This window comes from Homoserinibacter sp. GY 40078 (assembly GCF_008017545.1).
Classification (GTDB): domain Bacteria; phylum Actinomycetota; class Actinomycetes; order Actinomycetales; family Microbacteriaceae; genus Homoserinibacter.
Window position 1 is genome coordinate 852,603 of record NZ_VRTZ01000001.1, and the last position, 22,898, is coordinate 875,500.

General features: G+C 71.0%; 14 protein-coding genes. 5 read left to right on the plus strand and 9 right to left on the minus strand.

Annotated elements, in window-relative coordinates; translation table 11 throughout:
- Window positions 1-2: 2 nt before the first annotated feature.
- Both FVQ89_RS04165 and FVQ89_RS04170 read right to left on the minus strand, forming a co-directional pair.
- Window positions 3-494 (minus strand): FBP domain-containing protein, encoded by a 492-nt coding sequence (locus tag FVQ89_RS04165; RefSeq protein WP_147900632.1) that lies wholly within the window; start codon window positions 492-494, stop codon window positions 3-5.
- Between the two features lie 207 nt (window positions 495-701).
- Window positions 702-1,565 carry an SDR family oxidoreductase gene (locus FVQ89_RS04170; protein WP_147900633.1) on the minus strand — a complete coding sequence of 288 codons (864 nt, stop codon included), beginning with the start codon at window positions 1,563-1,565 and terminating at the stop codon, window positions 702-704.
- A gap of 55 nt (window positions 1,566-1,620) precedes the next feature.
- Between FVQ89_RS04170 and FVQ89_RS04175 the strand changes: the two genes are divergently transcribed.
- The gene (locus FVQ89_RS04175) at window positions 1,621-2,484 is read left to right on the plus strand and encodes an LLM class flavin-dependent oxidoreductase (protein WP_147900634.1); all 864 of its coding nucleotides are present in this window, start codon (window positions 1,621-1,623) and stop codon (window positions 2,482-2,484) included.
- An 87-nt stretch (window positions 2,485-2,571) separates the two neighbouring features.
- A complete protein-coding gene (locus FVQ89_RS04180) occupies window positions 2,572-3,387 on the plus strand; it encodes a GTP pyrophosphokinase family protein (RefSeq protein ID WP_255513414.1) in 816 nt (271 codons plus the stop codon).
- A gap of 69 nt (window positions 3,388-3,456) precedes the next feature.
- Here the strand turns inward: FVQ89_RS04180 and FVQ89_RS04185 are convergent, their stop codons facing one another.
- From FVQ89_RS04185 to FVQ89_RS04200, 4 genes are all read right to left on the minus strand, one after another.
- A complete protein-coding gene (locus tag FVQ89_RS04185) occupies window positions 3,457-4,329 on the minus strand; it encodes an LLM class flavin-dependent oxidoreductase (RefSeq protein ID WP_147900635.1) in 873 nt (290 codons plus the stop codon).
- Window positions 4,330-4,407: 78 nt separating this feature from the next.
- Window positions 4,408-5,301, minus strand: coding sequence for a VOC family protein (locus FVQ89_RS04190; RefSeq protein ID WP_255513415.1), 894 nt, complete (start codon window positions 5,299-5,301; stop codon window positions 4,408-4,410).
- Window positions 5,302-5,315: 14 nt separating this feature from the next.
- Window positions 5,316-5,681 carry a DoxX family protein gene (locus tag FVQ89_RS04195; protein WP_147900636.1) on the minus strand — a complete coding sequence of 122 codons (366 nt, stop codon included), beginning with the start codon at window positions 5,679-5,681 and terminating at the stop codon, window positions 5,316-5,318.
- Between the two features lie 99 nt (window positions 5,682-5,780).
- Entirely contained in the window at window positions 5,781-6,677 is an 897-nt protein-coding gene (locus tag FVQ89_RS04200) for a DMT family transporter (protein WP_147900637.1), read from the minus strand.
- Between the two features lie 65 nt (window positions 6,678-6,742).
- Between FVQ89_RS04200 and FVQ89_RS04205 the strand changes: the two genes are divergently transcribed.
- A complete protein-coding gene (locus FVQ89_RS04205) occupies window positions 6,743-7,312 on the plus strand; it encodes a hypothetical protein (protein ID WP_147900638.1) in 570 nt (189 codons plus the stop codon).
- A gap of 3 nt (window positions 7,313-7,315) precedes the next feature.
- Here FVQ89_RS04205 and FVQ89_RS04210 read toward each other — a convergent pair whose 3' ends face one another.
- From FVQ89_RS04210 to FVQ89_RS04220, 3 genes are all read right to left on the minus strand, one after another.
- A complete protein-coding gene (locus FVQ89_RS04210) occupies window positions 7,316-8,095 on the minus strand; it encodes a DNA-formamidopyrimidine glycosylase family protein (RefSeq protein ID WP_147900639.1) in 780 nt (259 codons plus the stop codon).
- A 90-nt stretch (window positions 8,096-8,185) separates the two neighbouring features.
- Window positions 8,186-12,751: an ATP-dependent helicase gene (locus tag FVQ89_RS04215; protein ID WP_147900640.1), complete on the minus strand. Its 4,566-nt coding sequence runs from the start codon at window positions 12,749-12,751 to the stop codon at window positions 8,186-8,188.
- Window positions 12,752-12,904: 153 nt separating this feature from the next.
- The gene (locus FVQ89_RS04220; protein ID WP_147900641.1) at window positions 12,905-13,543 is read right to left on the minus strand and encodes an alpha/beta hydrolase; all 639 of its coding nucleotides are present in this window, start codon (window positions 13,541-13,543) and stop codon (window positions 12,905-12,907) included.
- A gap of 116 nt (window positions 13,544-13,659) precedes the next feature.
- Here FVQ89_RS04220 and FVQ89_RS04225 point away from each other — a divergent pair, with 116 nt between their 5' ends.
- Window positions 13,660-14,223 carry an NUDIX hydrolase family protein gene (locus tag FVQ89_RS04225; protein WP_147900642.1) on the plus strand — a complete coding sequence of 188 codons (564 nt, stop codon included), beginning with the start codon at window positions 13,660-13,662 and terminating at the stop codon, window positions 14,221-14,223.
- Window positions 14,224-14,511: 288 nt separating this feature from the next.
- Window positions 14,512-22,869 carry a DUF5979 domain-containing protein gene (locus tag FVQ89_RS04230; RefSeq protein ID WP_147900643.1) on the plus strand — a complete coding sequence of 2,786 codons (8,358 nt, stop codon included), beginning with the start codon at window positions 14,512-14,514 and terminating at the stop codon, window positions 22,867-22,869.
- Window positions 22,870-22,898 lie beyond the last annotated feature (29 nt).

Consider the following 22,898-nt stretch of genomic DNA (forward strand, 5'->3'; position numbering starts at 1 on the left):
CGCTACCGCTCCGACTTCGCGTTGCGCACGAACCCGGCCACGTGCTCCCGCAGCGCGGTGATCCGCCGCTCGCGTTCGGCATCCAGGTCGAACCCGACGTAGGCGAGCGTCGGGCGCTTCCGCACATTCGCGGAGCACTGGAACTCGGCGCACACGAGCGTGCCGAGGGTGTCGCCCTTACGGCCGGCGGCACCCGCGCGCTTGGTGGTGAACAGCACCACATCGTTCGGCAGCTGCACGTCTTCGCACCACGAGCACTGGGCCCGGGCGCGCGGGCGCGCCTCCGCCTGCCGCATCAGCAGGCCGACCGGCTCGCCGTCCAGCTCGGCCACCACATAGCCGAGCTGCGGCGACTTGCGGTCACGCCAGCCGAGATAGTCGATGCGCTCCCAATCGAGGCTCCCGAAGTCGGGAGGAAGGAGCAGATTCTGTCGCTCACGGAGCGACGCGTTGATGAACGAACCGCGGATCGCGGACTCGCTGAGGGCATGCATGAGAGAACTCGTTTCGTGTCATCTCGCAACTGCGAGGGGTCAGGGATGTCGTGCGGAAGGCGACGACTATCTCGCGCCGGCGGGGGAACCGCCGACGACCTCCTGACGCCCTGCGGGCTGAGACGGGAAACGAAGCATCCGTCGAGACTACGCGGCACGGGGCGGCGGCGCTGGTGTCGCATCCGCCGCCGCCCCACGTCGCCACGTTCAGCCCGCGGCGCGCCCCGCCCGCAGGGTCTCCACGAGCGGAGTCGTCGGACGTCCGATCAACCGAGACAGGTCTCCGGTCACCTCGCCGAGCAGTTCGTCGCGGATGTTGCCGTCCATGCCCACCGCGAACCCTGCGGTGCCCTCATCGACACCTGCCTGAGCGAGCGCCGCCGCCTGCTCCTCCGGCGTCTGCCCGACGTACGCGATCTCGCGACCGAGCACCTCGCCGATCGCCTCCGCGAGCTCGGCGTATGTCCATGCCACGTCGCCCGCCAGCTCGTACACGGCCCCGAGATGTCCGTCGGTCGTGAGCACAACCGCGGCCGCCTCCGCATAGTCCGCACGCGACGCGCTCGCCACGCGCCCCTCGTCGGTGCTCGACGCGACCACGCCCGACGCATCCGCCTGGGCCAGCGTCGAGAGGTAGTTCTCGTTGTACCAGTTGTTGCGGAGGATCGTCGCGGGCACTCCTGCCGCCGCGATCGCCTCCTCGGTGCCCTTGTGCTCGGGCGCGACGAGCAGCGCCGAGGTGGTCGCGCGAGGCGCGCTCGTGTAGACGAGCTGCTCCACACCCTCGGCCGCGGCCGCGTCGATCACTCGACGGTGCTGCTCCACCCGGCTTCCGAATGCGGTGCCCGAGATCAGCAGCACCTTCTGGGCGCCCGCGACGGCCGCGGCCACCGACTCCGCGTCGTCGTAGTCGAGGTGCACCGCCTCCACGCCCCGCTCGGCCAGATCGGCGATCTTCGCCGTGTCACGGGCGCCCGCTCGGATGTCGGATGCCGCCACGCCCCGCGCAAGCAGCGCCTCCACGACCAGACGGCCCACGTGTCCGGAAGCACCGGTAATCAGATATGTCATGACATCCGCAACCCAGACGCGAGCGCGAGACTTCCCGCAGGAGCAAGATCGGTGCATGACCGACTACGGGCACCCGATCGAGTTCGGCACGTTCATCACTCCCGTGAACGCGCCGCCGCACCAGCCGGTGCGGATGGCACAGGCAGCGGAGCAGTTCGGATTCGACTACGCGAGCTTCCAAGACCACCCCTACCAGCCGCGCTTCCACGACACGTGGACCCTCATGGCGTTCACGGCGGCCGAGACCAGCCGCATCCGCCTCATGGGCAACGTGCACAACCTGCCGCTGCGCCCGCCCGCGGTGCTGGCCCGTTCGGTCGCAAGTCTCGATTTGCTCACCGGAGGCCGCATCGACCTCGGCATCGGCTCAGGCGGGTTCTGGGATGCGATCGAGGCGATGGGCGGCAGGCGGCTCACCCCGGGTGAGGGGGTCACCGCGCTGAGCGAGGCGATCGACGTGATCCGCGGCATCTGGGACGCCGGCAACCCCGAACGCCTCGTGGCGGGTGGCGAGTTCCACCACGTCGACGGGGCCAAACGCGGCCCCCGGCCAGCCCACGACGTGCCGATCCTGGTCGGCGCCTACAAGCCACGGATGCTGCGGCTCGTCGGAGAGAAGGCCGACGGCTGGGTGCCCTCGCTCGGCTATTTGAAGGCAGAGGACCTCACCTCGGCGAACGAGCGCATCGACGACGACGCCCGCGCCGCCGGTCGCGATCCGGCGAGTGTGCGCCGCTATCTGAACGTGGGAAACCTCCCGGGCGATTCGGCGCAACAGGTGGGCACGCTCACCGCGCTGATCCTCGGCTACGGGTTCTCGGCATTCACGATCGGAGGCGACGACCCGGCCGCGCTCGAGCGCTTCGCCGCGGAGGTCGCGCCAGCGGTGCGCGAGGCGGTTGCGCGCGAGCGCGGATGACCCGCGGTGCCGACCCCGCACCGCTCGGAGCGCGCCCACAGCTTCCCCACAGCAGACCGGAGGGACGCGGCGGATAGCGTCGAGATCGTGACCGACACCGCCGCCGTCCCCGCAGTTCCCTCCGCCACCGAAGCCACCGCCCCCACCGACCCCACCGCATCCGACCTCGAGCTGGCCGGGCCGAGCGTGCCGATGACGTCCGCGGCGCTCGACATCTACCGCGGTCTGTTCCAGTCGATGACCGAGTTCGACGGTGCGTCGGTGAGCGACGGTCAGGTGCCGCTGCAGGTCATCAAGAACCTGCAGAAGCGGGTGGCGCAGTTCCACCTCTCGTACAAGTTCGCGATCGACGAGCTGACCACCAAGATCGAGATCCTGCAGGAGGAGTTCGAGAACACCCACGACTACAGCCCGATCGAGCACGTGCGCACCCGGCTCAAGACGATGGACTCGATCATCGAGAAGGTGCAGCGCACCGGCACCCCGCCCGACGTCGACAGCGTGCGGGCGCGCATCCGCGACATCGCGGGGGTGCGGATCACATGCGCCTTCGTCGCCGACGCCTACTGGGTGGCCGAGATGCTCACGCGGCAGACCGACATCGACGTGCTCGAAGTGAAGGACTACATCGCGCACCCGAAGTCGAACGGCTACCAGAGCCTGCACCTGATCGTGACGGTTCCTGTATTTCTGTCGGACCACACCGAACTGGTGCCGGTCGAGATCCAGCTGCGCACCATCGCGATGGACTTCTGGGCGAGCCTCGAGCACAAGATCTATTACAAGTACGACCGCGACGTGCCGAGCGAGCTTGTGGCCGAGCTGACGGCAGCCGCGGATGCGGCGCATGCGCTCGACGCGAAGATGGCGCGCCTGCGCGATCAGATCCGCGGCCTCGGGTGACGACTCGCGCGTCGCCTTACGCCTCGCGTCGCCTTACGCCTCGGGTCGTCTTCCGCCGAGTGCGCGCGGTCAGTCCGCCGCCCGGACGAGCCGCGCCACCTCGCCGCAACGCTCCGTGAACGCGAGCATGTCGGGCTCCGAGTCGAGCGGCTGCAGCAGCACATCGGTCACGCCCGCGTCCGCCCAGGCGCGCACGGCGTCAGCGACCTCGTCCACGGTGCCCGCGGCTCCTGTCGCGCGTTCGTCGCGGTACTCCCACTGAGCGAGTTCTTCCGCGAGGCGCTCACGCGCGCCCGGCCCGAACGCGGTCATGAGCAGCACCGACACCGGATGCGCGCCCTCGCGGCCGCCGCGCCCTTCGTGGATGAGCGCCACCGCATCCTTCGCCATCTGCGGCGACGTGCCGCTCGTGAGCATCGTGCCGTCGGCGACCTCGCCAGTCGCCCGAAGCGTCTTCGGGCCCTCGCCCGCGGCGTGCACCGCCACCGGCGTGGTCGGCGGCCAGTCGAGCTTCACCTTGTCGAGCGTCACGTAGCGGCCCGCGCAGCTCACCTCCTCGCCCCCGAGCAGTTGCCTGAGCGCCGTGACGTACTCGCGCATGAGGGTGAGCGGCGACTCGACGCGTGCTCCCACCTGGCCCATCCAGCTCTGTACCCCGTGCCCGACGCCGAGCCGCAGTCGGCCCGGGAACATCCGCTCGATCGTGGCGACCTCCATCGCGAGCAGCGCCACGTTGCGCAGCGGCATGGGCAGCACTCCAATGCTCGCCCGGATGCGCTCAGTCCAGGCGAGCGAAGCCACCACCGGGGCGATGCCGGACTCACGGAAGCAGTCCTCGAAGAACAGCACCTCGTCGAGCCCCACCGCTTCGGCGCGCTGCACCACCTCGCGGATCAGCTCCGGCGGACGGATGGGCGTGAAGACGATGCCGACCTGGGTCATGCACTCATGCTGGCATCGGCCGGCGACAGAGGAGGGGGGATCCGCGGGCGCGTCCGGGTCTCTCGCGCCCGCGGAAGTTCAGACGGACGACTCGGCCGCTGCCGTCGTGATCCGCACGACGTTGTTCCAGGGATCGTCGAACGCGAGCGAGCGTCCGTCGTCGCGACCCCGCGATCCGTGGTGTGCCATCCGCTCGCCGATCTCGCCGAGGTCGTCGTCGCCCGGCACCACGATGTCGAGTCGGCCGAGGCCGAGGGTCTGCTGACGCCGACCCGCGCCGAGCGAGTTCCACACGTTCATGGCCATGTGGTGGTGGTAGCCGCCGGCGCTCACGAACAGCGCGGTCGGCATCGAGACCGTCTCGTCGAAGCCGAGCCGGTTCACGTAGAACTCCCGGGCCGTCGCCACGTCGCCTACCGAGAGGTGAACGTGGCCGACCTGCGCGCCGGCGCCCGCGAGGGGGCCATCGATGCCGTCTTCGGTGAGATGCTCCCGCAGATATTCGTTCGGATCGAGCCGCTCGCTGCCCATCGTGATGTGGCCGTTGACCCAGCTCCACTCGGTGCGGAGGCGGTCCCAGTAGAGCTCGACGCCATTGCCCTCGGGGTCGTCGAAGTAGAACGCCTTCGATACGAGGTGATCGGCGGATCCGGTGAACCGTCCCCGCGGATGCCGCGCCGTCGCATAGACCGCCGCGGCGAGGGCGGATTCATCGTCGAACAGGATCGCGGTGTGGAAGAGCCCGGCCTCGCGCGGCCCGGCGTGCCGGAGCGCGGGGGTCTGCTCGAGCACCATGATCGGCAGCGCCGTGGCGTCCGGTCGGCGCCGCCCGAGGGTGACGCGCGAGCCGTCGGCTGATAGCGCCTCCAGCCCGACGGCGTCGCGGTAGTACGACGTCATGGCGTCGAGGTCGGCCACGTTGAGGGTGACCGCGCCCATCGCGGTGGCGTCTGCGAGCAGCTGCTCGGTCATGCGGGACTCCTGGCTCAGAGCACCACGAGGTAGCCGAGCACGGCGCTCGCGATGGCGAGCACCAGCAGCCCGATCTGCGGCACGAACGGTTCCTTGCGGCGGGAGTGGACGATGATCGCGCCGATCATCACGAGGACGAGCCCGACGGCGGAGATCGGGCTCAGCACGGGGGCGATGCCGGTGAGCAGGGGCAGGATCAGCCCGAGTGCGCCAAGCGCTTCGAGCGCACCGATCGCGCGCACGGTGCCGCCGGAGAAGTCTTCGACCCAGCCCATCCCCGAGGCGCTCAGTGCCTCCCGCGGACGGACGAGCTTGGTGATCCCGACCATGAGGAACGCGAGAGCGAGAAGCCCATTGATGATCCAGAGAGCGATGAGCACGGCGAACCTTTCGTTGTAGTGACAACCAATATGCACCACGAATGGTTGTAGTGTCAACTGTTGTTCGCCGGGGGCCCGCCGCACGCCGCAGACCCGCTCCTAGGTGATCCCTTCCGCCGTCTGCTCCAGATCCGTCGCCGGCCGCTCGCGTTGGGTCGCGATCGCCGTGCCCGCGGCAGCGCACACGAGCAGGATCGCGAACAGCTGCACGGGGCCGAGCCGCTCGTGCAGCACGATCCACCCGAACACCGCGGCGACCACCGGCCCGAACGAGGTGATGATCGCGTAGAGCCGCGCCGTAATCCGCCGCAGGATGAAGGTGTCGAGCGCGTAGGGGATGGCCGACGACAGCACACCGATTCCCCCGAGCAGCGCCACCACCGGCCACGAGAACTGCGCCTGCGGGATGCCGAACACGGCGAGCGGCACGATGAGGATGAGGCTCACGACGCTTGCCACCGTGAGCCCCTCGAGGCCCGGCAGGCCGAGCGCCACGCGGCGCGTGAGCAGGATGTAGGCGGCCCATGCTCCCGCCGCGATGAGCGCGAGCACGACTCCGAGAGCATCGATCTGCCCCTCGAGCCCGGTGAGGAGCACCACGCCCGCTCCGGCGACCACGACGCAGACGACATCGAGCACACGCCGCGAGGTGGCGAGTGCCAGCAGCAGCGGGCCGAGGAACTCGATCGTCGCCGCGATACCGAGCCCCAGCAGGTGGATGGACTGGTAGAAGGAGAGGTTCATCACCGCGAGCGTCACGCCCAACGCGACGGCGGGCCACAGCCGACGCCAGGTGAGCAGCGATCGCCGGGGCCGGTAGAAGGGCAGCAGCACGATCACCATGACGAGTTGGCGTGCCGCGACCACGATCGGCGAGCCCACGTAGCCGATCGCGACGCCCGCGAGGGCCGAACCCAGGTTGATCGACACCTCCGTGCCCACCTGGGTGGATGCGCCGACCAGCGTGCGTCGACGGCTCGGCGGCTGGGGGTTCACTCACCCATTCTGGGGCGTACCGCCGACGCTGGGCACACGCGCCCGACGCGTCTAGGCTCGACCGCATGGCAGACGAGAAGGGCCTCGATCCGCGGTACGACCCCGCCTTCCAGCGGGGCTACGACGGGCACAGCGCGACGCGATCCGAGACCGCCCGGCACGCACCGCGCTTCGGCTCGGCACTGCAGCGGCCAGCGGCCGAGCACGCGCCGGATGCGACCTCCGCCCCGTATGCCTCGCACGCCACCCGCTCGGATGTCGCGGCCGGGTACACGGCTCCCGCCGCTGCGACCGACGCACCGACTGCCGCCGCAGATGCCGGCACCGGCACGGTCCCCGCGGCCCCGGCGCCCGAGCCCGTGGTGGTCGTCGCCGCGCCCGCCCCGTTGCGCGCACCCTGGACCAATCCGTTCATCATCGTCACGGCGATCCTCGGCCTCGCACTGACGGCGATGGCGGGGTCCATGCTGCTCACCGCAAGCGACGCGATGACGAACCCCGACTCCTACTACCTGGCGCAGGTGTCCATCTTCGGGGCACCTCCGCTGCTCGCGGCCGGGCTCCTGATCGTCTCGGCCGTGCTGGTGATCTGCGGTCTCCACTGGGCCCGGCGCCCCGAGCCCGACGAGGGCTGAGGCTCAGGTCTGGCAGCTCGGGCACCAGGTGACCACGCGCTCCTGCCCAGGCAGGCGTCCGAGCTCACCGCCCTCGAGCCGCGTACCGCAGCGGCGGCACTGCTCGCCGGTCCGCGAGTAGACCCATGTGCGGCGCCCGGGCCGCAGGTCTCCCGTGGTGGAGCGGGTCCAGCGATCGCGGTTCGCGTTGAGCATCCGGTAGGCGAGCCGCACGAGGGCGTGCACATCGTCCACGTCGCCGATGGCTCGCGACGGCATCACGCCACGGACGAAGCACACCTCGTTCGCGTACACGTTGCCGACACCCGCGAGATTGCGCTGATCGAGCAGCGCCGCGAACACCGGCACCTCCGGGTCGGAGGCGATCCGCCGCGCCGCTTCGTCCTCGTTCCAGTCGTCCCCGAGCGGATCCGGCCCCAAGTGGCCCACAACGCTCTGCTCGTCGGTGGTCGGCAGCACTTCGAGCACCCCGAGCTCGAACCCGACCGACTCCTGGCCTTCGGTGGTGAGCACGACGCGCGCCTGGAACGCGGGCCGCGACCAACGCTCGCCCGGATGGAACAGGCGCCACGCGCCCTCCATCTTCAGATGGGAGTGCACCGTCCAGTCGCCGATGCGGTGCAGCAGGTGCTTGCCGCGCGCGACGACCTCGTGCACGGTCTCGCCCGCGAGGTCGATGGTCGCGAACTCGGGCACGCGGAAGTCCGATGCACGCAGCACTCGTCCGGCGAGCGCATCGTGCTGCTGCCTCGCCGTCCGATAGACGGTGTCCCCCTCAGGCACGCGGTAACCGTACCCCGAAGGTCCCGGGTGCGCGCCAGCCCCCGTTGACGGGTCCGGGCTCGGGGCACCGTTCGGCTCGCGGCTCGGCGATCACCGCAGCCGCAGCCCCTGGGGCGTCGGTGCGAAACCGGCGTGCTCGAGCGCTCGGCCGAGCGGGGTGCCCACGGCGAACTCGCCGTCGATCCGCTCCACCCGGAGGCGGCCCCCCGCCGCACGCACGGTGTCTGCGAGCGACGCCGCTGCCGCCGCGATGCGTTCGTCGTCATCCGGGTCGAGGAAGCCGAGCACCGTCTTGCCGCCCTTCTCGACGTACAGCCCGAGTTCGCCGTCGACGAGCACCACGAGCGCGCCCGCCTTGCGGCCCGGGCGGTGGCCCTGCTCGGCGCGGGCAGGCCAGCCGAGCGCGGCGCCATAAGGATTGGCCGGGTCCGTCGCGCCGAGGGTGATCGCCACCGGCGGCTCGCGGTCCGTGCGGTCGGAGTGGAACGTACGCAGCCGGTCGACCGTGGCCGGGGTCGCGAACTGGGCAGCCCCCAGCCCGTCGACGAAGTAACCGCGGCGCACACGGCCGCTCTCCTCCAGGGTGCTGAGCACGCGGTACACGAGCGCGAACCCGCCCTCGACGCCCTCCGCCTGCACCGATCCGCGGGTCACGATGCCGTAGCGCTCGAGCAACTGCTCGGCGAGGGCGGTTGCGCGCGCGGTGGGCACCCCGTTCGGGGCGGGCAGCAGGCTCCATCGCCCGGCGACCGTTGGGGGAGCGGATGCCGCGAGCGAGGCCGCCACCCGCGCTCGCGCCCGGTGAGCTCGGCCGCGCGGGGTCGCGCGGGGTCGCGAGGTGGTCGCCCCCAGCCGCGCGCGCAGAGCCGTGAACGTGTCGCCCGTCACGCGGCCCGCCCACACCAGCTCCCACAGGGCGCGCGCGATGTCGGAGTCGGTGGCCGGGTCGGCGTCGGGCGGTGTCGCCGCCCCCGCCAGCTGGCGGAAGAAGTAGCCGCCGCCGCCCGAGAGCGCGTCGAGCAGGCGGTCGCGCAGGGGATCCGGCTCGAGCGTGAGCGGCTCGGCGAGCGTGAGCGGCGCGGCGTCGGCGAGGTGCAGGCTCACCCAGCCGTCGCCACCGGGGAGCTCGCCGCGACCCGCCCACAGCACCTCGCCGGCGCTCATCAACTCATCGAGCATCGCGGGGCTGTAGTCGCGCACGCGGCCGGGCAGCACGAGGCTCTCCCAGCTGGTGGCCGGCAGCGGAAGACCGGCGAGCTGGTCGATCGCCGACACGAGCCCGTCGATGCCACGCAGCGCACCCTGGCGGGGAGCGGATGCCACATGCTGCCAGTCGGGCATGAACCGGCCGAGCGCCGCCTGCGGCACGGGCTCGACCTCCGCCCGCAGTGCGGCGAGCGATCGCGCCCGCAACCGGCGCAGCACCTCCGGGTCCACCCACTCGAGCCCGACCGCACCCGGGCGGAACTCGCCCTCCACGGCCCGCCGGTCGGCGGCCAGTCGGCGCAGCGCATCGGTCACGACGGCGATGCCGAGGCCCAACCGGTATGCCGCATCCGATGCGGCGAACGGCACGTGGGTGCGCAGGTAGCGGCTCACGAGGTCGCCCACCGGATCGGCGACCGGCTCGAGGAACGCCGAGGGCACGCCGATCGGCAGGGGAACCCCGAGCGCGTCGCGGAGGCGCGCGGCATCCTCGACGACCGCCCACCGCTCGACCCCCGCGAGCTGCACGGGCAGCACCCGATTCGCGCGCGCGAGTTCTCGGAGATCGTCCGCGGGATCCGTGGTGGCCCGGAACCGCTCCGCGACTTCGGCCGTCGAGAGCGGGCCCAGCACGCGCAGCAGGTCGACGATGCCCTCCGCGTCGCGGGCGCGACGATCCGGCTCGAGGCGCTGCAGTTCGCGCTCGGTCTGCGCGATCACCTCCGGGTCGAGCAGCTCGCGCAGTTCGGCGCGGCCGAGCAGCTCGGCGAGGAGCGTCGGGTCGAGCGAGAGCGCCGCAGCGCGTCGCTCGGCGAGCGGCGAGTCGCCCTCGTAGAGGAACGCCGCCACATAGCCGAAGAGCAGGGTGCGCGCGAACGGGCTCGGCGCATCCGTCTCCACCTCGACGAGCCGCACGCGCCGGGTGGAGATCTCGGATGCCAGCTCGGCGAGCGACGGCAGGTCGTAGACGTCCTGCAGCACCTCGCGCACCGTCTCGAGGATGATCGGGAAGCTCGGATACTTGCGGGCCACCTCCAGCAGCTGGGCGGAGCGCTGCCGCTGCTGCCAGAGCGGCGAGCGACGCCCCGGATTGCGGCGGGGGAGCAGCAGCGCGCGCGCCGCCGACTCGCGGAAGCGCGACGCGAAGAGCGCCGAGCCGCCCACCTCCTCCGTGACGAGCGTCTCGAGTTCACCCGGCTCGAACGCGAAGAGCTCCGCGCCGGGCGGGTCGGCATCGGTCTCGGGCAGGCGCACCACGATGCCGTCGTCGCCCGCCATCGCGGACCCGTCGACGCCGAGCCGCTCCCGGATGCGCGCCGCCACCGCGAGCGCCCACGGCGCGTGCACCGGGGTGCCGTATGGGGAGTGCAGCACGAGCCGCCAGTCGCCCAGCTCGTCGCGGAACCGCTCGACGAGCAGGGTGCGATCCGACGGGACGACGCCCGTGGCCTGCTTCTGCTCGGCCACGAACGCGGTGAGGTTGCGCACCGCGCGTTCGTCGAGGCCGCCGCGCTCGAGCCGTTCGACGAGCGCATCCGATGCACCGGATGCCAACTCCGCCTGGAACGCCCCGATCGCGCGCCCCAGCTCCGCCGGTCGCCCGAGCCCGTCGCCCTTCCAGAAGGGCACTCGCCCCGGTTGCCCGAACGCGGGGCTCACGAGCACGCGATCCGAGGTGATCTCCTCGATGCGCCAGCTCGTCGCCCCGAGGGCGAACACGTCGCCCACCCGCGACTCGTAAACCATCTCCTCGTCGAGCTCGCCCACCCGGCGTGCACCGGACTCGTCGCCGACGATGAACACGCCGAACATGCCGCGGTCGGGGATCGTGCCGCCGCTCGTCACCGCGAGCCGCTGGGCGCCCGGCCGCCCTGCGATCGTGCCGGCCACCCGATCCCACACGATGCGGGGGCGCAGCTCGGCGAACTCGTCCGATGGATACCGGCCCGAAAGCAGGTCGAGCGTCGCCTCGAACGCCGAGCGGGGTAGCGTCGCGAACGGCGCCGAGCGCCGCACCTGGTCGAACCACTCCTCCACATCGAGCGCGTCGAGCGCGACCGCGGCGACCGTCTGCTGCGCGAGGATGTCGAGCGGATTCTGCGGCACCTGGATCGCCTCGATGAGGCCCTCGCGCATCCGCTCGGTCGCGATCGCCGAGTGCAGCAGGTCGGCGCGGTGCTTCGGGAACAGCACCCCCTTCGAGATCTCGCCCACCTGGTGCCCGGCGCGACCCACCCGCTGCAGTCCGCTCGCCACCGAGGGCGGCGACTCCACCTGGATCACGAGGTCGACGGCCCCCATGTCGATGCCGAGCTCGAGCGAGCTCGTCGCGACGACGCAGCGCAGGCGCCCCGACTTGAGGTCGTCCTCGATGCGGGCGCGCTGCTCCTTCGAGACGGATCCGTGGTGGGCGCGCGCGAGCACCGGCTCGGCGCCCGTGGTCTGGCCGGATCCGCCCATCAGTTGCGCGGGCGGACGCGTGGGGGCGGGGGTCGGTTCGCGCTCGCCGGGCTCGGCCTGCAGCTCGTCGTAGATCTCGTTCATCGACGCCGTGAGCCGTTCCGCGAGCCGCCGCGAGTTCGCGAACACGATCGTCGAGCGATGCTGCAGCACCTCGTCCACGATGGCGCGGTCGACGTGCGGCCAGATCGACCCGCCGGATGCGAGGGCGCGTTCGTCGTCGTCGAGGTCCTCGGCCGTGGAGCGAGCCCCGAGTTCGGTCATGTCCTCCACGGGAACCACGACCCGCAGGTCGAAGGTCTTCTGGATCGGCGGCGAGACGATCTCGACGCTCTCGCGTCCGCCGAGAAACCGCGCGACCTCCTCGAGCGGACGCACCGTCGCCGAGAGGCCGATGCGCTGCGCGGGGCGCGGGAGCATCGCATCCAGCCGTTCGAGCGTCACCGCGAGGTGTGCGCCGCGCTTGGTCGCCGCGACCGCGTGGATCTCGTCGACGATGACCGTCTCGACTCCGGCGAGCGTCGACCGCGCGGCGCTCGTCAACATGAGGTAGAGCGACTCGGGCGTCGTGATGAGGATGTCGGGGGGCTCGCGCTGCAGCAGCCGCCGATCGGCGGGCGTCGTGTCGCCGGACCGCACGCCCACCGTGATCGAGGGCGGCTCGGTGCCGAGGCGCTTCGCGGTCTGGGTGATTCCGACGAGGGGCGAGCGGAGGTTGCGCTCGACGTCCACGCCGAGCGCCTTGAGCGGCGAGATGTACAGCACGCGGGTGCGGGTGGCGGGGGCTGCGGGGGGCGCCTGGAGCAGGCGGTCGAGCGACCAGAGGAACGCCGAGAGCGTCTTGCCGGATCCGGTGGGGGCGACGACGAGCGCGTGACGTCCGGAGGAGATCGCCTGCCAGGCCCCCGCCTGCGCCGCCGTCGGCTGGGGGAACGCGCCGGCGAACCACTCCCGTGTCGCGGGGGAGAAGCGCTCGAGCGCGGGATCCATGCCCCTATCCAACCCCGAACCCCCGACTCCTGACCTGCCGCGCGCCCCCGCCCCGTGAGAGTACGCACTTCTGCGTGCTCCGAGCCGTGAGAGCACGCAGAAGTGCGTACTCTCACGGGGCTGAGAGGGGCGCCGGTGCGGGGAGAGCCCCGCTCAGGAGCGGGCGCGGAGGAAGGCGGCCACGTCGCTCAGGACCTGATCCGACACCGCATGCCCGAGCCCCGGATACACGGCACCGGTCAGCGCGGTGTGGTGCGCGAGCCACCGCTCGGCCCGCGCGATGAGGGCGGGTGTGAAGAACGGATCCACAGTGCCGCGTCCCCAGTACACCGCGGGCCGCTCTCGCGCGAGCCGTGCGTCGGCCGGATGTTCGCCGCCCACGACGAACCCCGAGAGGTTCGCGGCGAACGAGACCGCCCCGTGGCTCTGGCGCAGCAGGTGCACGGCGAGTGCGCCGCCCTGCGAGAAGCCGAGCGCTCCGACGCGCGGCGGCACCCACGGTAGATGCCTCAGCCAGCCGAGCACGGCGTCCGCTGCCGCGTCTGCCGCGTCGAGACTCGGGTCGCCGGGCGTCTCGACCGCGTCGTCGAACCAGGCCCACGCGGGGCCGAACGGATGCGGGCCGCGCAGCGACGCGTACACGAAGCGCGCGGGGAGGAGCGATGCGAGGGAGGCGAGGTCGTGTTCGTCGGATCCGCGGCCGTGCAGGAGCAGCACGAGGGGCCGGCCGCGGCAGGCGTCGGGCTCGTCGCTCCACACGACGAGGTCCGGGTCGATCGACAGCGCTGTCACATCCCCATACTGCCCCGCCCCGTGAGAGTACGCACTTCTGCGTGCTCTCACGGCTCGGAGCACGCAGAAGTGCGTACTCTCACGGGAACCGGGGGGCGCGTGCGCCAGAATGAAGCATGAGCACCGTGGGCGCAGGCATCCCCGAACCTCCTCGCGACGAGCCGAACTCGGCGTGGTTGAGCGAAGAGGAGCTGTCGGAGGCGCGGCGGAGGCTGCCCCTCCTCTACGTCGAGGCGGTCCCCGTGCGCGTCGATGGCCTCGGCGTGGTGACGCACGTGGGCGTGCTTCTGCGGGCGAACCCGGCGGGCGAGATCACCCGCACCCTCGTCTCGGGTCGCGTCATGTTCGGCGAGACGATTCGCGACGCGCTCTTCCGCCACCTCGAGAAGGACCTCGGCCCGATGGCCTTCCCTCTGCTCCCGGCGAGCCCGGTGCCGTTCCAGGTGGCCGAGTACTTCCCCATCCCGGGGCTCTCCGCCTACGTCGACGAGCGCCAGCACGCCGTCGCCCTCGCCTACGTCGTGCCGGTGACCGGCACCTGCGAGCCGCGGCAGGATGCGCTCGAGCTCACCTGGGTCACCCCCGCCGAAGCGTCGTCGCCGACGTTCCATGCGGAGCTCGAGGGCGGTCGCGGCAGCCTGCTGCGCGCCGCGCTCGCCTCGGTCGGCGTCCTCGGCTGATTCGACCGTCGGGGTACGCGTCCAGCCGGTTGAGGGGTACGTTTAGCCGTATCCGGGGTACGTTCAGCCGAAATCTGGGGGGACGACCCCTCGTTCTACACCCCCGGGTTGGGGTCGCCCCCGGGGGCGAAAGCGCATGCACGCGGTGAACAACCCTCGATAACGTAAGCGCAAACGGTTACCCGATACCCCAGTGACGTACCCGCGTTGCTCACCCGAATCGGCACTCGAACGCCGATGCAGCCGGGGATGTCGTGCGCCGTCAAGTGTGAATAGGTTCTCCTCTCCGTGGTACGTGCACGTCGCCGCCTGCAATTCGGTGCTGCCTTCGCAGCCCTCTCCGCTCTCCTCATCGGTACCGCCGCGGTGCCCGCCGCCGCAGCCGAGAACTCGGCCGTGCTCGACATCACGAAGTCGGTCGACAAGGCGACCCCCGCCCGCGGGCAGGTGTTCACCTACACGATCACCGTCGACTGCTCGAGCGACAACTGCCTGAACGCGACCGTCGTCGATGCCCTCCCCGAGCCGTTCGCTTCGTTCGAGGTGAACCCCACGGTCGTGGTCACGGGCGCTCCGGCGACGACGACCTGGGGCGGCGAGGACGGCCGCACCCTGACCGTGGCGTTCACGCGGGCGCTCGACGGCGGCGGCGTGGGCCTCGCGTCGGGTGACGGCCCCTCGATCCAGGTCGCACTGACGGTGCCCGCAGGGCTGTCGCCGAACTGGAGCCACAACGGTGTCGCCGTGCCGAACACCGCCACCGTGCGCGCGGACAACGCACTCGAGGAGTCGGCCTCGGCCAACGTGACCGTCTCCGTGCCGTTCGAGGTCTCCACCTCGACGAGCATCGACTGGGCTCCGCCGTCGGCGCAGTTCAAGGTGGGCGAGGCCTCGACGATCACCCTCACCACCCGCAACACCTCGAACGCGCTCGCGGACTCGCTCGAGTTGGTCGCCCCGCGCGACCCCACCGCCACGGGGAACGCCTTCGACATCGTCGACCTCACCGGATTCGGCGAGCTCGTGTTCCCGCAGGGCGCCGACCGCGTGCAGATCGACGCCTACGTCGACGGCGCGTGGGTCGTCGGCACCCCGTCGAGCTCCGCGGCGCTTCCGGGCGGCGTGTCCGCCGGAGACGTGACGGGCCTACGTATCCGATTCACATCCACCTCGGGTGTGGCGATCGCCGCCAACGGCACTGAGGGCTCGATCGAACTGCAGGTCGCGCAGCGCGCCACCCGCCGTGGTACCTCCGACTCGCTCGTGCTCGGCGCATCCGCCACGATGCTCACCCGCGGCACCGTGACCGTGCCGGATCACGGCTCGGCCTCGGCCAACGGATCCGACTCGTACACGATCAGCCCTCTCACGGTCGAGGTCAGCGGCACCGTATCCTTCGCGGCATCGGTCATCGCCGCCGGCACGGGAACGACCGCGACGCTCAGCGGCCGCAACGACTCCAACGGTCCCGTGTCGGTGCTGCGCCTCACCCAGCAGGCCGACGAGCTGCTCGCCGACACGCACCTGACCTTCACGCGCCTCGTCGACCAGGGCACTGCCTGGCCCGAGGGCGCGACGTCGGCCAAGATCACCTGGCTCGTCGACTCCGGTTCGGCTCCGGCCCCCACGACGATCGGGCCGGATGACGACTGGCCCGCCCCGAGCCTGACGGGCGGCCAGCGCATCGTCGGGTTCTCGGTGGACTTCATCGGATCGATCCCCGCGGGTGAATCGGCCACCGTGCCGTTCCGCTTCGAGGTCGCGCCGAACATCGTCACGAACCCGAGCGATGTCGTCGACCTCGACAACACGATCCGCGTCGATGCCCACAACGATGCGGGCGACGCCGATCCGGCGTACCCGTCGGCCTCGTTGCAGGTCATCTACCCGCAGATCGACGTCACCCTCAAGAAGACGGTCACCCCGTCCGCCCCGGTGCCCGCGGGCGGCCGTTCGGTGACCCAGCTCCGCGCCTCCGTCGGAAGCCAGTCCGGTTTCGTGAACCCGACGAGCATCATCATCACGGATGTCGACGGCAGCGGGACCGACTACTGGGATGCGTTCGACGCGGTCGCCATCGCGCCCACCTCGGTGCCCGCCGATTCGAAGCTCGTGATCCGGACGACCACCGACGGCACCACCTGGACGATCTTCGACACGATCATCACCGGTGACGTCGGCACGACCTACGCGAAGGCACTCCCCGCGGGTCTCGTCGGTGTGCGCTTCGAGTTCACCAACGAAGACGGGTTCGCCCAGGGCACGGCCGTGCAGGGCAACGTGGCGTTCGTCGCGCGCTCCGAGCTGCGCAACAGCGGCCTTCCCGTCGCTTCCGGTTCGGGTGCGACGAGCTACACCAACGCCGCGACCGTCGACTCGGGCGGCGAGGTCGAGCTGCCGGGTGGCGGCACGGTCACCGACAGCGACGGCGACACGGGCTCCGGCCCCGTGATCCCCGACCCGGGCTTCGGCGGTCTGCTCGCCGGCAAGGACTGGCAGCTGGTCGACGGCTCCGCGACCGTGTCGAGCCAGTCGGGCCAGCAGCGCACCGCGCGCCTCGGATGGGGCACACAGGTGACCGGGTCCGACACGGTCGTCGTGGCCGACCCGGCCGACCCCACCGCAGCCGTCACGAGTACGGTCTTCCAGGCCTTCGACCTGGTGCGGATCGAGGCGATCACGCGCGAAGCCGACCCGTTCATCGCGTTCGACCGCGTGAAGGACATCCGCCTCTACAACGGCTCGACGTGGACGTCGATCCGCTCGGCGGCGTGCGCCACCGCGAGCGACTGCGAGGGGCGTTTCAACGGATACACGCTGACCGCCGCCGAGCGCGCCAGCACCGTCGGCGTCGAGATCACCTTCGAGGAGTGGGAGGACGGCCGCCTCCCCGAGAACACCGACGACCCGCTCACTCCGCCTGTCGGTTCGGGCGTCACCTCGGGCCCGGACGAGCGTCCGCTCGACCTCACTTTCCAGCTGCGCAACCGCCTGCGCGACAGCTCCGCCTCGCCCGAGAACCCGTGGATCACGGCCAGCCGCGTGCTGAACCGCGCCCCGGATGCCGGCCTCGTCGAGAACAACGTGCTCGTCGTCACGGGCGCCGACCAGCGCAGTGCCGCCGACACCATCCAGATCCTCGACCGCCTGCCGGGCGTCGGCCTCACCAAGACGTCGAGCTCCGGGTCGATGGCGATCCCGATCCTCGGCGACGTGGCGGCGGGCAACTACCCCACCACGGACTTCGTGCTGACGGCGCGCAACACCTCGGATGCGCGAGCCTGGTACCTGCGGGTGACCGACCAGATGCCGTGTTCGAGCTCCGACGTCACGGAGTGCGTGCACCCGACCGCCGGTGGCGTCTCGGGGTCGACGGTTAATCCGTACACGGGTCACACGTGGGACCCGGAGACGAGCCCGTTCGACGCCTTCACCATCACGAGCCTGACGATGCCGAGCACCTCCACGCTCAGTGCGGCGGGCGTGACCGGCGCGGTCATCACCGTGTGGAAGCCCGACGGCTCGACGGTCGACTACACGTACAACGTGACGAACGGATCCGGGCGACCGAACACCTCGCAGCTGGCCGACGCCGTGGGCATCAGTGTGCTCTTCTCTGGGGTGAACGCCGACGGCGGCTCGATCGTCACCGGGGCGAACCTCTCCATCACCCTGAAGACGCAGCTGCGCGAGTTCCTCCGCAGCGATCCCACCACGCGGCCCGCCCCCGGCGTGATCACGAACGACGCATTCACCCAGGTGTGGGACGGCGTGCTCAACGACACCGGCGTCAACGCCTACGCCTCGCGCAGCGCGGATGTCACCCTCGCGAACGCCGCGATCGACGTGACGGCGGCCAAGGCCGTCTCGCCGACGACCATCCTCGAGAAGGACCGCAGCACGCCGGTGACCGTGACACTCACGGCCACGCAGGGCACCTCGACCGCGTCGCCCGATGAGATCGTGATCTCCGACACGCGCTCCGACTTCTGGAACGTCTTCGAACTGCGCGGGCTCACCTCGACGCAGCGTCCGACGGGTGCGGACCGCGTGCGGATGTCGGTGAAGCTCGAGGACGACTCGTGGGTCGACGGGGCGTGGGGCTCGAACGCGACCCTGCCCTCGGTCGACCTCGCCGACGTGCGCGGTGTGCGCTTCAGCTACGGCCGCGCGGACGGCGCGATCATCTCGACCACCGCGCCTGCCGCCAACTGGACGGCGAAGGCGGTCTTCACCGTGGCGATTCGCGACACAGCAGCCGACGGCACCTCGGTGGCCTTCCCCTCGACCGTGACCAACACGGTCGACACGAGCGCCACGAACCCCAGCTGGGGAACCGACACGGCATCCGCCAACCGCAACCTCACGCTCGCGACCGGCACCTTCCGCGTCGCGATCTCGAAGACTCCTGCGGTGACCAGCTCGCCCGCCGGCGAGACGGTCAACTTCACCCTCGTGATGCGCAACACCGGCACGGGCTACCTCAACAACCCGGTCGTGGTGGACCAGCTGCCCGTCGACGCGACGATGCCGTACGGCGGATCGCTCCTGTTCGACCCAACGAGCGAGATCACGTACTCCACCTCGTCCGCCGGCATCCTGCCGACGAGCGGACAGACGGTCTCGTACGACGACACCGCTCGCCGCATCACGATCAGCTGGCCCGCTGGGTCGCGGCTCGCCCCCGGCGAGGAGTACACGGTCGTGATCCCGCTGCAGCTCGCGCCGGGTCTGCGCACCACCGACCCGGCCGCGCTCAACACCTTCCGCTTCACGAGCGACCGCAGCCTCGAGGCGTGCACCCTCGCGACCTCGAACGGCCGCAGCGTGACCTTCACGAACGGCTCGACGAGCTGCTCCACGGACGCCCTCGTGACGACCTACGACGCGTCGGCGATCACCTCCTTCAAGGGCGTGAAGGGCGACGTCGGAACGGGCACCGTCTCGACGCGCGGTGCCGTGAACGCGAAGGACTCCGCGACCCCGTGCGTCTCGGACTCGGAGGGCTTCTACCGCTACCCGTGCGCCGCGAACACCGTCGTGGGCGGCACAGACCTGTGGAAGCTGCAGTTCACCAACGGTGGCAACATCAGCGCCTCGACGGCGACGATCGTCGACGTGCTTCCGATCCCGGGCGACTCGTACCTGCGCTCCGGACTCGCGCGCGAGTCGGACTACCGGCCCGTGTTCGCGGGCGACCTGCAGCTGCGGACCGCCGGAGAGTCGGTCGGCACGACGTTCACCTGGCAGCTGACGACCACGGCGAACCCCTGCCCGACGTTCGAGTCCAACCCGACGTGCTCGACCGCGAGCTGGGTGGACGGATCGGCGTTCGACTCCGACGACTACGACCGCGTCACCGCGGTGCGGATCGTGTTCGACTTCTCCGGAGCCACAGAGGGCGTCCTGAAGCCGGGTGCCCGGGTCGGCGTCACCTACCGCACGGTCAACACGCCCACCACTTCGGCGACCGACCAGCTGGCCCCCGTCACGGCGAGCACCTCGCCCGTGCGCGCGTGGAACAGCTTCGGGGTGAGCGCCCGCTTCACGAACAACGACATGCGACGGGTCGAGCCGATCCGCGCGGGTGTGCAGATCGCGACCGGGCCGATCCAGGTGACGAAGGCGATCGCCGGAGTCGCCGCTGACTTCGCCCCGACCAGCTACAGCGTCACCGCGAGCTGCACGGTCGCGGGTGTGAGCGTGCCGCTGCCCGCTTCCGGAGCCCTGACGCTCGCGGAGGGCAACGCGGTGCCGTACACGGCGCGCATCGACGGCATCCCGATCGGTGCGGAGTGCCGCATCGTCGAGGGTGAGACCGACGCGGTGAGCGTCGACTACTCGCCGGAGGCTCCCGGAGGCGAGGCCGCCCTGCTGGCGGTCACCACGGCCGCCGCCGTCGCCGACGCCGTGCCGACCGCGCAGCGCGCGAGCGTCACGAACACCTTCGGCACCACCTCGCTCACGATCGTGAAGGATGTCGACACGCTCGCGACGGAGGGCGAGTTCGGTCCGTTCGACTTCACCCTCGAGTGCGCGTCCGACACCGGCTCGGGCATCGTCGAGGTGGAGCTCGATGCCGAGGACGCGGCGTTCACGCTGGCCGACGGCCAGTCGAAGTCGGTGACCGACATCCCCGCGCCCGCCGACTGCACCCTTCGCGAGACGGATGCCGACGCGGCTGACGCGATCACGGTGACCCTCGGCGACGCCGAGAACACGGTGGTCGAGGGCGAGGCTGCTCCGCTCGAGCTCGGCTCGGCGGCGTCCTACACGGCGACGGTGACGAACACGTACGAGGCGGGCACGCTCTCGGTGCGCAAGGTCGTGACCGGCGGCACCTCCTACGGCGATGCCGAGTTCGTGTTCGACGTCACCTGCACGTACGACGGCCAGACGCTGCTCGACACCGAGCTCACCCTCGAGGCGTCCGAGACGCACGACTTCGACGAGATCTTCCCGGCGGGAACCTCCTGCGAGATCGTCGAGACGGATGCCGGCGGGGCGAGCGACCCGGCGGACGACGCGAGTGTGACGATCCCGGGACCCGAGGTCGGCGACACGCTCGGTTCGGTCACGGCCGTGATGACGAACCAGTTCAACACCGGGAGCGTGAAGATCACCAAGGCGCGCACCGGTGACGGGGCGGCGACCTACGGAGCCGGACCGTTCACCGCCCAGCTCGCCTGCACCTGGGAGCGTGACGGCGAGACCCTTGAGATCCCGCTGCCCGATGACGGTCTCGTGGTGCTCGACGCCGCGGGCGGCTACACCGCCACGGTCACGGGGCTCATCGCGGGCGCCGACTGCGTCGTGACGGAGCCCGAGTCCGGAGCCGCCACCCAGACCACGATCGATGACGTCCCCGCGATCACCGACGGCGGCACCGCGGAGGTCGACATCGACAACCGCTTCGACGTCGCGGGTCTCCAGATCGTCAAGGAGCGCGTCGGTGAGGGCGTCTCCCGCTGGGGCGACGGGCCGTTCGAGGTCGAGGTCGAGTGCGGCTACGACCGTGACGGCACCTGGGTCGACATCGACCTCGGATCCGACGCCACGCAGGAGCTGAGCTCCTCGAACGGCTACGAGGCGCACCTCGACGACCTGCTCGTCGGCGCCGAGTGCACCGTCGCCGAGACGGATGCGGGCTACGCGATCGAGAGCGAGGTCAGCACCGACGACGATCCGGCCGTCATCCCGGCGACGGGCGAGGCGACGGTGACCGTGACGAACACCTTCCTCCTCGGCTCGCTGTCGATCGAGAAGACGGCCTCGGTCGGCGCTGTTCAGGGCGGGACGGAGTTCTCGTACACGCTCGCGGTCACCAACTCGGGCCACGTCGACGCCGAAGGCGTCCATGTGGCGGATGAGCTCGACGCGGACCTCGCGTTCGAGGGCGTCGACGCATCCGGCTGGACCTGTGAGTTCAACGGCGATGACCCGGATGGCTTCGGCGGGGTCCTCGCGTGCGACTACGACACCGTGCTCGACGCCGGTGACGACGCGACCGACATCCTGGTGACCGTGACCGTTCGCGACACGATCGCGAAGGACCAGCTGCCCAACACGGCCGTGGTCACCTCGACCACCCCGCAGGTGGACGGCGATGACGACGACGTGACGACTCCGGTGAAGTGGCTCGACGCCTCGGCGACCCCGACGTGCCTCCGGGACGCCCCGTGGCTGTACTACCGGATCGACGCGCGCAACGTCGACCTCGACGGTCAGAGCCTCACGATCGAGTGGAAGTCGGCGGGCGGTGAGATCGTGCACACCGACGTGGTGCCGATCACAGCCGACATGATCGACGACGACGGAGTCGTGAACGGGCGCATCCTGTGGCCCGGCGCGGCGGTCGACGCCGACGGGTACGGCATCCTGTGGCCTGGATACCGGGCAGCGGGCCCCGGCGAGACCCCGGACTACGAGAACCTCGTGCACGACACCTCGCTGCCCGAGGAGGCGCTGCGCGACGGCGCCTCGGTGACCCTGCACATCAACCCGGAGACGACGGTCACCGCCGAGTACCCGCCGCCGAGCGATGCGTGCGCCGAGACTCTCGGGCCGCGGGACGCGCACCTGTGGTTCACCAAGGACGCCGACAAGACGATGCTCTCGCCGGGTGACGAGTTCACGTACACGATGGTGGGCGGCAACGACGGATACGGCGCTGCGACGGATGTCGTGCTCGTGGACGCGGTGCCCTCGAACCTGCGGGTGCTGAGCGTCGCTCCGGCCGCGGCCGCCTCGGCCGGCGACCCGACGTGGTCCTCCTGCCAGGTGACGGACCGCGACGCGACCGGCTACGGCGGCGTGCTCCGCTGCGCCCTCGACCGTCCGCTGGGCGTCGGGCAGCGCACCCCCGCGGTGGTGCTGTCGGTGCGGCTCGCGGCGGATGCCGGAGTCGGCCAGGTGCGCAACGTCGGTGAGCTGACCGGTGACGAGGTCGAGACCGACCCGGATCGCGAACTGCCGACGCTGGCCGTGGACGACGACGCGACCGGCATGAGCATGGGTCTCGCCGCGACGGGTGTGCGCGAGGCGGTGGTGGTCGGGCTCGTGGGTCTGCTCGCGCTGCTGCTCGGTGTGCTCGCCCTGGCCGTGGCGGCCCTGCGTCGCCGGCGCGCCGAGGATGACGGAGCGTGACGTGCGATTCCGGGGGTGCGGCCGGTCGG

Excerpts from the sequence above, each read along its gene's own strand:
- FVQ89_RS04165 (WP_147900632.1), bottom strand. The coding sequence starts at position 494 with ATGCATGCCCTCAGCGAGTCCGCGATCCGCGGTTCGTTCATCAACGCG.
- FVQ89_RS04175 (WP_147900634.1), top strand. The coding sequence starts at position 1,621 with ATGACCGACTACGGGCACCCGATCGAGTTCGGCACGTTCATCACTCCC.
- FVQ89_RS04190 (WP_255513415.1), bottom strand. The coding sequence starts at position 5,301 with ATGACCGAGCAGCTGCTCGCAGACGCCACCGCGATGGGCGCGGTCACC.
- FVQ89_RS04215 (WP_147900640.1), bottom strand. The coding sequence starts at position 12,751 with ATGGATCCCGCGCTCGAGCGCTTCTCCCCCGCGACACGGGAGTGGTTC.
- FVQ89_RS04170 (WP_147900633.1), bottom strand. The coding sequence starts at position 1,565 with ATGACATATCTGATTACCGGTGCTTCCGGACACGTGGGCCGTCTGGTC.
- FVQ89_RS04205 (WP_147900638.1), top strand. The coding sequence starts at position 6,743 with ATGGCAGACGAGAAGGGCCTCGATCCGCGGTACGACCCCGCCTTCCAG.
- FVQ89_RS04185 (WP_147900635.1), bottom strand. The coding sequence starts at position 4,329 with ATGACCCAGGTCGGCATCGTCTTCACGCCCATCCGTCCGCCGGAGCTG.
- FVQ89_RS04225 (WP_147900642.1), top strand. The coding sequence starts at position 13,660 with ATGAGCACCGTGGGCGCAGGCATCCCCGAACCTCCTCGCGACGAGCCG.